This window comes from Algorimicrobium algoritergicola, from assembly GCF_008086165.1.
GTDB classification, from domain to species: Bacteria; Bacteroidota; Bacteroidia; order Flavobacteriales; family Flavobacteriaceae; genus Algorimicrobium; species Algorimicrobium algoritergicola.
The window spans coordinates 1-11,174 of the sequence record NZ_VSKL01000010.1 but is presented as its reverse complement, the minus strand read 5'-3'; the positions used below and the strand labels follow the sequence as shown (position 1 = coordinate 11,174).

The window sequence follows — 11,174 nt, the reverse complement described above, 5'->3', positions numbered from 1 at the left end:
TTCAACAAAAACGACAGAAATTTATACCCATGTTGCTAAAAGTAGTTTTGATTCTATTAAAAATCCATTAGATTTGTAGGTGTAGATATAATAGATATATACACACCATTACACATACACATACGTTGGGCGCAATTTAAAAAACCAATGAAAGTCAATGAAAAAAAACTTGATTGAATGATTATATACAAATCGAAAGATTAAATTTGTCGAATTAAAAAAAATATAGACACTTTATGAGGCAATTCATTCAAAATAAATATTTTCTACTCATCTTTATTGCTATAATCTGGGGTTCTTCTTTTATACTCATAAAAAAATTACTACCAGTATTTGACCCATATCAAATCGGAGCTTTTAGGGCAGGATTGTCAGGCTTGCTTTTGTCATTTATTGGATTCCCAGCTTTGAAAAGAATGTCAAAAAAGGATGTTTTTTGGATTGCTCTATCAGGATTATTCGGTAACTTTTTAGTGGTCTTTATTTTTCCTATTGCACAACAAGGCGTAAGTAGCTCATTGGCAGGCATCATAAATGCATTAGACCCAATATTCACACTCGTTTTAGGAGCAATTCTGTTTGGAATCAGAAATAAAGTTATTCAATATGCTGGAGCAATAATTGGATTTATAGGTGCGATCATTTTAGTTTACTCTTCCAATTCAGGAAATGGCGAAAATCATCTTTATTATACGGTTTTATTGGTTATAGGTTCGGCACTTTATGCCGTTGCCGCACTCATTATTGAAAAAAAATTACATCACATAAAATCGACAGATATATCAACAGGTATTTACACTATTTGGATGGTGCCGTCTCTTTTAATTTTAAGTTTTTCAGGTTTTTTTACAGACATTGATTACAGCCAAAATGAAACTTTAACGGCTCTAGGCTATTTAGTCTTTCTAACCGTCATTAGCACTACTTTGGTAATGTTTTTGTTTTTCAAGCTTGTTCAAGATACCTCTGCAGTTTTTGTAAGTACTATTTCACTTTTATTACCAGTCGTTGCGGTAATTTGGGGCGTTTTGGACAAAGAGAAATTTACAGTTTGGTATGCAATCGGTGGATTATTAATTTTGATTAGTGTATATCTCATTAGAGAAAAGAAAAATAAATCATTGGAAAAAGAATAAAAACTGCGCCCAACAACGTATATAGCTCATAGCTAATGAGTTGCTTAATCGAAGTAAAGGCATATTTGCAAGTCCGCCAAATTTTTTAATTTGGCTTATTGAAAAAAAGGTAATAAGAAAATTAAAAAATTCGGCTCGTGCTTAACCGAATAGTTATCGCTAATTTACACGCTACGAGCCATATACAAGACCGTTGGCAACCATTGCTGTACCGCAAAAATTTCTAAAAAAAGATCTCACTCTATTCTTCCGATTTATCACTGTTACGGAACATAACGCACTTCCGATTTACCACTGTTGCGCTCAATTCTGTCGCTTTAATAAAACTAAAAAATCGATTTTAAACTGCCGACTGGCTTCACACCCAATCCAACCGTTTGGTTTTTAAAAAATAAACGGTTGCCAACATAGTGTATAAAAAATGCTTACTTTAGTCCCTAATCAAGTGTAAATGTGCGTTTGCCACCTTCCGATTTTCCTGCGGAAAATCCTCGGACGCAAACTCGCCCATTTCATACACTTACCGTTGTGTGTAATGTAAAAAACGCAATGACATTAATTGAAAAAGCAGTTGAAATATTAAGAAAAGAGGGTTACACAGTCATACAGTGGTTTGAACCTGATAATCAATCACGATTTGAACCAAAAGTACTGTTTGAAGGAAAGGAATTTGATTTAATAAAAGTTTATGAGCTTTTTGAAATTCTTGATTTTCCAATATTAGATGCTAGAAGAGTATATTGCAAAGACCCAATTTATGACGAACAAGATATAGAAATTGGAGAAAATTGGACAGACCCTTATAACGAATTAACCTTTGCGATTTAACTCTATGCAATTTTTACAAAGCCTTCTGCCATATCCTTTACCCAATTTATAATATATCTTTTCAATATTATTACCTTCTGTACATTTGGTATTGTTATGATATACTTCTTTAGTATTTGAACTGTGATATTCTTTTTTCATAATCAATATTTTAATGTTTGTTAAATATAACTAAATTTAGGAAAATTATTTAAAATGGATGAAAGGATTTTAATTGGTGCAATAGTTGGTTTAGGAACTGTTTCTTCAATATACATTTGGAAATCAGAGAATTTTAGCAAAGCTCAAAAAACAATATTACTTGTTTGCATTCTGTTTTTACCGTTGCAATGGGTTTTAGCTATTATAATGCATTTCTACAACAAGAAAAGCGATTTTATAATTGGATATAAACAGAACAACAACATTAAGAGCATAGATAAATTAAAACAATTGAAAGATGCAGAAATACTATCGGAAGAAGAGTATGAGGATAAAATAAAAACCATAGAAAATGAAAACAAACTTTATGATGTTAAAAAGACCAATGAATACAAGTCACTAATTAATTTAAATAAACAAGGAATATTATCCAACGATGAGTTTGATGAAAAAGTGGAATTATTAAAATTAAATACCAACAATTTAAAGTATAAAGCTAAACCTATAGTTTCAACTATTAAGCCAAGAGATTTAATAGGTATTTGGGCAAACAAAAATGAAACATTTGAATTTTGGCTTACTGGATTTTTTATACATAAAATAGATAATAGAAAAATTACATCAGGTTCTTGGTTATATAAAAATGGGGGTTATTTAATGAAATTAAAAGATTCAAGTCAAATAATCATTCTAATTGAAATTAAAAACCAAAAACTTAAAATCAAAATTAATTCAAATGAAGTTATTTGCACCAAAATAAAAAATGAAATATAAAAAATGAAATATAAGTGGATACCAAAAGATTGGACAGAAGCCGTAGAAAAGAACCCTGAAAACTTTAATGAAAAACCAAATTGGGAATACGACCTTTTCTGTGCATTTTTGAGATTAAAAAACACCGAAAAATCAAAAGGACTATTAGAAGAACTTAAACACATTAAAACAAACCAAGATTGGATGTACTTTAAACTTAACTCAAAGTTCGAAAGCTTCCTTAAAGCCTACTAATGATTTATCCAAATCATCTAAAAGATTATTAAAATAAGTTTGTTCGGAAGGTGCATTTAAAGGTAAGTTATTTCTAACATGTTTTAATACTTCTTTTTGTGTTTTTAACACTTCAAACAATTTTCGAGTTTGTACTTCAGTCATAATTATATATTTTGACTAAATTTAGAAAATAAATTGGAATAAAACAGTAACGGAAATAAAAAACACTACACACAACAACGTATATAAAAAATAAAGGCTAAAGTGTCGAGCCTAAAGTCGGCACACAAAAACAAACAATCACAACGTCCGAAAAGTACTGAATATTAAACCTTTACTTTTCATATACAAAACCGTTGGCACCAATTTGACCAAAATCACCCGAAACCGAAATCCGACAATGAAAAGAGATATAAATCGAGTAGTTTTTTATTCAATACAAGATTTATCAAAAGATAGAAACCTACAAAATGCTGAATCTTTAATTGAAAAATTCGATTCTAAAAATCTCTATGATATAAACGACATTCTAGAATTATATCAAATTAAACTTTATTTTGACAATGAACTCTATCGTAGTGTTTGGAGTGAAGAAACAAAAGAGAATTATTTAAAAACCGTTAATTCCTTTTGGGAAACAATAACTTCTTTTTTCCTTAAAATAAATAGCGAAAATATTTCAACTCACTTTAATTCAACTGACTATCAATATTATGATTCATTTTGGACTTTAATAAGTCAATTAAGCATTCACAAAAAAATCTCATCAGATAGCCTAAAAGAAATACTAAAAAATAACAGATTTCACATAAGACAATTGCTAAAGCAAAAAAATATAGTAAATCATTTTTCTAGGATTATTAGTGACTTCCTTATGGATTCTACAGAGTCAGCAGAATTATTGCTTTCCCAGTTCGAAGAAGACCATATCTTATCTGAAAAACCAAAATTATTCTTTCCAGCAAAATTAAAAGATTCCGATAAGGAATCTATGATTTTAAATTATCTAGATTTACCTAACGCTAATTTAAATTACGTTAAACTAGTTGTCAATTCAAGAACCTTAAAATTATCAGACAAGATTAAATTAAAGGCAAAAAGATTAGAGAAAAAGCAGAATGATGATTTTTTTAAAAGAGAAGCTGGTACTTCTCAAAGAGTACAAGGTTCACTATCAAAAGACCAAGATGAACCTTTCAAATTAGAAAATAAAAATGGTCAGTTAACACATTCCTATTCCGAAAAGTGGCTGAATGCCACAAAATCTAATGAAAACATTTTTCGGAACTTCTCTTACCTTTTTAGATATATCAATGAACAAGGTTGTATAGAATTAGTGAGTAAAAATCACGAAATTGAATCACTTGAACGAGTTTTTATGCGTTCTAAAAACGAATACTTGATAAGTTTTAAATTTCACGGTAAAAGCTTATTGTCACATATTCAATTAGCGTTATATCTTCATTACTTACAAGAAAACAAAATAAATCTTGAGAATGTTTTATCACATCAAGTTAATGAAGTCTTGAATGAAAGGTTCGAAATTAAAGGATTAACTATTTCATTCGCTTCTGAAAATGCTTCGCCATTAGAGAAAATTAGATTTATAGCACCTGAATTAGAGTTCCTAATAAAACAATATCAATGCTACGTTGAAGAAGGTTTCATAGATTTTGACTTGATTAAAATTAGTTCCTCTCAATTACATTTAAGCAAAGTAAAAAGTAAACTAAATAAGAAATATGTTTATGGTCAAGGAGAAGAATATTTAAGGCTAAATTATTATTTCTTTTCAAATTCATCTATGCTCTACTATATTGAGCCTTTTAAAGAAAAGTATCGCTCATTTTATCAATTATTAACAAACGAAAATATTGGTTATGAAGATTTTCAAGATTATCAAAAAGGAGATATTGACTATTTAATTTCAAATAATTATTTGTACAAAGATAAAGACGGGTTTTTGAGAATTAAGAACCAAGAATTAGTTTTTGTTATTGGGAAATTACATTATGAGGATGTTCTAAATTTTTGGCACTATTCCGAGCAAATCAGAAATGAAATTTTAGAAATGGAAAAAAAGGGAATGGTAAAATTCGAGAACACATTATTTACCATTGAGGAAAGAAAATATTTAAACTATTATCTAAATAAAAAAGAATTTTCGAATGGAATGGATTTACGAAATAAATATTTGCACGGAACAAACAGCAGTTCGGAAGATGAACAACAAAACGATTATCAAATATTATTGAAATTAATAATCCTTATCATCTATAAAATTAAAGACGATTTGAATTTATATGAAACTGAACAAAAAACTGGTGCCAACACCGTATAAAATTAATTGCTAGTTCTAGCCTACTTACGAAAGTCCTCGCGGACTTTCTATCTGTGATTTATTTGCTAACTTTAGTGCTTAAAACACGCAACTAATCTTATACAAACACGTTGGCAATAATTATGAAAAACCAGTTTCTAAAGAAAATATTACTACTGACAACGATGTTGATTTCTTTCAACTCATTTGCGTGTGAATGCATAACTTATGCAGTTGTTGATGGGAAAAGTCATAAAGAATTAAAATTAGAAGCAAGTTTTGAATATGCAACAATAATTTTTTACGGGAATTATATCGGAAACGGAAAATTTGAAAGCATAAAGATTTATCGTGGAAAAAAAATGTTACTGAATAAGAAGCTGATTGAGGAAAAAGACGTGAGAACTAATTGCGACTATTACTTCGAAAAAAACAAAAAGTATTTAGTTTTTGGAAAAATTGATGAAAACGGAAAATTACAGACGAGTGTTTGCCTTTCGAATTCCCAAATTGACAATAAATCGGAACTTAAATTCGTGAAGAAATATCTGAAAAAATAACTATTGCCAACACTGTGTATAAAAAATGCTTATTTTGGTGCTTAACCAAAAGGAAAGTGCGTGTTTGCTTTCTTCCGATTTTCGTTTCGAAAATCCTCTGACACAAACCCGCACTTTTCATACACGAAACCGTTACCTACAATAGCGTAACGCCATAAAAATTCACCATTCTTACGCAAAACTAAACGGCAAATCTGATCGCACTCAAACGGATAAAACTTTTGATTGAACAAACATTTTACACTTTCGATTTATCACTGTTGCGTTAATCTTTATGATTTCCGACCTGCCACTGTTACGGAATATTACGCCGATTTTTAGCACGTTTACACTTCGTTTTAAATAGCCATTTATTGCCCAGTTTAAAGTTTCGTTTTTTTCAGAATTTTAAGTCAGAAAAATTGAAAAACTACTGTAGGTAACATGGTGTATAAAAAATGCTTATTTTAGTACCTAACACAAACGAAAGTGTGCGTTTGCTACCTTCCGATTTTCCTGCGGAAAATCCTCGGACGCAAACCCGCACTTTCTATACACAGACCGTTACCACACATTTAAAAAACATATCGTCTAAATTCAAACATTATGAATGAAAATTTAAAATCACTAGATAAAAAGTTAAATGAATTAGTAAAAAAACATTCGGATATTTTACCTGAATTTAATTCTGGAAACGAACCTGCTGATTTAATTGCTAGAATGAAATACGCAGAAGAAAACGAATACTTCAAAAATGAAGTAAACGCTATTAAGAAAGATTTCGACTTAAATAGCAAAGACATTGATTTTCTTTTTAAAATGTATAATAAAAAATATATTTACGGATTCAATTTTCCTTCAACATTGGAAATATATGAATCAATGCTTTAGCCCCAGACATTATTGTTTTTATGTCTAATTCAAGTATTTTAGACATAAAAACATCAATTCTATCCATTTCTTCAATCTCTTTTGACAGTTTAATATCTTTATTTGATTTTGACATAATATTTGATTTTAAAATTAATAATCTGATTAAAAAAACGTGTGGTAACACCATATAAAATTAAGTGCTAGTTCTCGCTTACTTACGAAAATCAATGCGGATTTTCTAGTTAGTGTTTATTTGCTAAATTAGGTGTCTAACCACACACCTAATCTTATACATAAACGTTGTAGCCAATTAAAACAAACATCACGAAAAGAATGAACGAAACGAATCCTAAAATTTTTATATCATATAGTTGGTCTAGTCCAAATCACGAAGATTGGGTAATAAATTTAGCAGAAAGACTTGTATCTGATGGAATTGAAGTAAAAATTGATAAATGGGATTTAAAAGAAGGACACGATATGTTCGACTTTATGGAATCAATGGTTAATTCTTCTGATATTGACAAAGTATTAATCATTTTAGACGAGAAATATTCCTCAAAAGCCAATTCTAGAAAAGGTGGTGTCGGAACAGAAACACAAATAATAAGCCCAGAAATTTACAAGAATGTTTCACAAGAAAAATTTGTTCCTATTGTTAGACAACGTGACGATAGCAATGAAGCATTTATACCAACCTTTTTAAAAAGCAGAATATATATTGACTTTTCTGAAGATGAGCATTTTGAAAAAAGTTATGAATCTCTTTTAAGAAATCTATATAAAAGACCTGTTTATAATAAGCCAAAACTTGGAAAAGCACCTAGTTTCTTGTTTGAAGAAACACCAATGAATCATAAAACATCAATTTTATTAAGAAGTTTTGACAAAAAATTGGCACAATCGCCAAATAGCCTTAATTCAATGGCTCGTGATTTTTTTGATAAGTTTTACGACAACCTAAAAGATTACAGTATTACATTTAGCTCAAGAGATTATAAAATAATTGGAAAAGAAATAATAGACAATCTTAATCTTTTTACACCTTTACGAGATGAATACATAACATTTTTAGAAAAATTAACTGTTCCCGAACTAGATTTTGACGTTGATATATTAATTGAATTTCTTGAAAAACTTCCTCGTTATAAACAACCTCTAGACGATAGAGGTAGTTGGTCAGATGTTGATTTTGCAAATTTCAAATTCATAATTCACGAATTGTTTCTTTATTTAATATTGGTTTGTTTAAAAAACAGAAATTATAAGCTAATTGAAGAAATATTTTATTCAAATTACTTTATTCACGACAGATATAATTACTCGAAAGAACCTTCTGAATTTGCAGAGTTCTACAATTATATTGACGCTATTGACCATTATTATAAAGAAACTTACTCAAAACAGTTTCATAGTCCAATGTCAGATTTAATGATAAAAAGAATACCCGAAAATTATTCTAAAGAATCTTTTGTCCAAGCTGATTTACTTTGTCACTACATAGCTGATATGAATAACAAAAGATGGTTTCCAATTACATATATCTATTACACAAGAGGACGAATGGATTTATTCGAAAGACTTGCTTCAAAAAGATATTTCGATAAAATAAAAGTAGTTTTCGGAGTAAATACTGTTGATGAATTAAAAGAAAAACTAACAAAATTAGAAGAAAAAGATAACAGTAATAATTCATTACGTTATAGTGGCTCATTTGATTCTGTTGTGCCTATTTATAGAATAATTGACAAAGACAAAGTTGGAACATTAAGATAAAAATAACTGGCTACAACAACGTATATAGCTCATAGCTAATTAGTTGCTTAAACAAAGTTAAGGCATATTTGCGAAGTCGCCAAATTTTTAAATTTGACGATTTCCAATAAAAAGATAAATAGTAAAATTTAAAAATCTGGCTTGTGCTCAATCCGAAAAATAATCGCTAATTTACACGCTACGAGCCATATACAAACACGTTAGCCACAATATGAAAAACTAACCGCGAATTCAAAAACCTAATGAATCAATCGAAAACACTTTTAACTGCTATTGTTGGAATACTCTGTTATTTGATATTTTCTAGATCCATTGAATTGTTTGCTCGTCTATTCTCTTGGATAGATCTGAAATTTGAAATAGATAGAGTCTCACATTTGATTTTAGCCTATTTAATAATTGGATTTTTATCGATAGGGCTTTTATTGTTTCTCTACAATAGGTATCTGAAAAATGGGAATATCAAAATTCGTTATTTATATCAATTAATACCTATTATAATTATTTTGACGATTGGAATAATCGGAATTGAAAAAGGTTATAGTGATTATCTTAATAATATTTCACCGGGAAGGAGCGATATACCGAATGTAGAATTTAGGGTTAAATTTTCGAATATAATCCTTTCGACAATTGGACTTATAATATTCTTGAGGGAAATGAAAAACAAATAAAAACTGTGGCTAACACCGTATAAAAATAATTGCGGTTTAGTGCTTAATCAAAGGTCGTTGCGTGTTTGTAACGTCTGATTTTCCTTCGGAAAATCCTCGCATACAAACCCGCAACTATTCTTATACATAAACGTTGGCAACAATATGAAAACCGAAAATATTGAGATTTAAAACAACATTTTTCATATCATTCTTTTTATGCGTTTTTTCCGCATTTGGACAACGGACTTTAAACGGTAGAATTGTCGACCAATTTATGGAAACTGCTATAGGAATAACAATCTTTGACAAAGATACTACCGAAATCGGACAGTCTGACTTGAAAGGATATTTCCGAATTGAATTACAAAAAGAAACGGATACATTAATTTTTGCTGGAGTTGGTTATGAATGGGCAGAAGTTACAGTTCCAAAGGAATGTGAAAATTTAGAAATAATACATTTTTTGGCTTCTACCTACGATTTTATATCACCCAAAAAAGTTGACAGACTTCGCAAAAAAGAATTTGAAAAATTACCCGAATTACACTCTCAAGCGTTCCAAAAAGGACTTTTTAAAACCGAAAGACCTTGTGTGAACCGAAATTTTGAACCATACTTCCCAGAACTTGACAAAATTCGTCGACAAGATAAATTGACCAAGAAACAGATTAAAACAAAGTTTAAAGAACTTAAAATCGGAGATATTGTAAAAGTTCCGACTCAAACTTGGTCCGCCTACACAAACAATGTCGATTATGGATGTTTAATATCAGGAAAAATCATTGAAAAAGATAAAAAAAAAGGTGGCTTTAATTTGATTTTAAAAGTGAGTAACAATGTTTGTGAAAATGAACAAGCAACATACAATGGAGAAAAAGTAGAAATTGGAGAATTAATTACACATAATATGAAATATTTCAAAATAGTAACTGAATAAATACTGTTGCCAACACCGTGTATAATTAATTGCTTTGTAAGTGCTCATCTGGAATATTCCTTCGGAATATTCTCAGGTACGTCAAAGTTTACTAAATTAGTTGCTTAACCACGCAACTAATCATACACAAACACGTTGTACACAATACCAAACAGAACGTGAAACAACCGACAGACGAGGAGATTAATAAAAATATTACACCAAAGTTATTAAGTAATTTTGAAATGCATATTGCACAAGCTATTAGAGAAGGAAAAATGTCTGAAACAGAGATAGTGGAATATCACCTAAAGATATTAAAAGGAACCGAATATATGATAAAAAATTATGACCCTAAAGATTCTCAACGTAGTCATTATGTAAATTTTCAAATTCACTACACATTTGAGAAAATGTTTGATTAAGATTAAAATTCACAACATTGTTAGGATGTTGAACAACAACACCATTGATAATTTTAGGCTCTTGTGAAGGAAAATTTTTATCTATATATTTAACCAATCTGACTTTTTTAAGTTCTATCTCATTTTTGACTTCGGACTCTTTGTAGTCCTCTGACGAAAGCTCATCTAAATACTCTGAAAAGTCTTGTAGGACGGAATTAAAATAATCTTTGAATTTATCTTTTTCTACTTCTAATATTTCTTTATCAGTCATAATTAAATATTTTCTGACTAAATTAGAAAACTAATTCGGAATGACAAACAGAACGAAAAATAAAAGTACAGTGTACAACACCGTATATAAAAAATAAAGGCTAAAGTGCCAAGCCTAAAGTCGGCACACAAAAACAAACAATCACAACGTTCGAAAAAGTAATTTATAAAACCTTTACTTTTCATATACAAACACGTTGGCAACAAGCTAAAAACAGAACGCAAAAAATGAAAATATTCCCTTTTATATTGACTTTTGTAATTTTATCCAGTTGCGTTGATTCTAAAAAATCGATTCAAGTACAAACAAAAATCGACATTG

At 29.5% G+C, this 11,174-nt stretch carries 11 protein-coding genes; 9 read left to right on the top strand and 2 right to left on the bottom strand.

Annotated elements, in window-relative coordinates:
- Positions 1-236 precede the first annotated feature (236 nt).
- The 4 genes from ES675_RS16030 (at position 237) to ES675_RS16565 (ending at position 3,113) form a co-directional block, all read left to right on the top strand.
- Positions 237-1,136 carry a DMT family transporter gene (locus tag ES675_RS16030; protein WP_066256903.1) on the top strand — a complete coding sequence of 300 codons (900 nt, stop codon included), beginning with the start codon at positions 237-239 and terminating at the stop codon, positions 1,134-1,136.
- A gap of 549 nt (positions 1,137-1,685) precedes the next feature.
- Complete coding sequence (locus ES675_RS16025; RefSeq protein ID WP_157448698.1) at positions 1,686-1,964, top strand: hypothetical protein; 279 nt, start codon at positions 1,686-1,688, stop codon at positions 1,962-1,964.
- A gap of 195 nt (positions 1,965-2,159) precedes the next feature.
- Positions 2,160-2,879 carry an SHOCT domain-containing protein gene (locus ES675_RS16020; RefSeq protein WP_066256897.1) on the top strand — a complete coding sequence of 240 codons (720 nt, stop codon included), beginning with the start codon at positions 2,160-2,162 and terminating at the stop codon, positions 2,877-2,879.
- Between the two features lie 3 nt (positions 2,880-2,882).
- On the top strand, positions 2,883-3,113 hold the full coding sequence (locus ES675_RS16565; protein WP_066256895.1) for a hypothetical protein: 231 nt from the start codon (positions 2,883-2,885) through the stop codon (positions 3,111-3,113).
- On the opposite strand, the gene ES675_RS16485 is transcribed toward ES675_RS16565, so the two are convergent.
- Positions 3,081-3,257: a hypothetical protein gene (locus tag ES675_RS16485; RefSeq protein WP_157448697.1), complete on the bottom strand. Its 177-nt coding sequence runs from the start codon at positions 3,255-3,257 to the stop codon at positions 3,081-3,083. The two genes, ES675_RS16565 and ES675_RS16485, sit on opposite strands and share 33 nt — an antisense overlap.
- A gap of 238 nt (positions 3,258-3,495) precedes the next feature.
- Here ES675_RS16485 and ES675_RS16010 point away from each other — a divergent pair, with 238 nt between their 5' ends.
- The 5 genes from ES675_RS16010 (at position 3,496) to ES675_RS15990 (ending at position 10,196) form a co-directional block, all read left to right on the top strand.
- Positions 3,496-5,436 (top strand): hypothetical protein, encoded by a 1,941-nt coding sequence (locus ES675_RS16010; protein WP_066256890.1) that lies wholly within the window; start codon positions 3,496-3,498, stop codon positions 5,434-5,436.
- A gap of 122 nt (positions 5,437-5,558) precedes the next feature.
- Positions 5,559-5,975, top strand: a complete 417-nt coding sequence (locus tag ES675_RS16005) for a hypothetical protein (protein WP_066256887.1) — start codon at positions 5,559-5,561, stop codon at positions 5,973-5,975.
- 585 nt (positions 5,976-6,560) lie between these two features.
- Positions 6,561-6,845 (top strand): hypothetical protein, encoded by a 285-nt coding sequence (locus ES675_RS16000; RefSeq protein ID WP_066256882.1) that lies wholly within the window; start codon positions 6,561-6,563, stop codon positions 6,843-6,845.
- 315 nt (positions 6,846-7,160) lie between these two features.
- Entirely contained in the window at positions 7,161-8,603 is a 1,443-nt protein-coding gene (locus ES675_RS15995) for a toll/interleukin-1 receptor domain-containing protein (protein WP_066256876.1), read from the top strand.
- 834 nt (positions 8,604-9,437) lie between these two features.
- On the top strand, positions 9,438-10,196 hold the full coding sequence (locus tag ES675_RS15990) for a carboxypeptidase-like regulatory domain-containing protein (RefSeq protein WP_148367562.1): 759 nt from the start codon (positions 9,438-9,440) through the stop codon (positions 10,194-10,196).
- Positions 10,197-10,529: 333 nt separating this feature from the next.
- Here the strand turns inward: ES675_RS15990 and ES675_RS15985 are convergent, their stop codons facing one another.
- On the bottom strand, positions 10,530-10,853 hold the full coding sequence (locus tag ES675_RS15985; RefSeq protein WP_066256867.1) for a hypothetical protein: 324 nt from the start codon (positions 10,851-10,853) through the stop codon (positions 10,530-10,532).
- Positions 10,854-11,174: the final 321 nt, after the last annotated feature.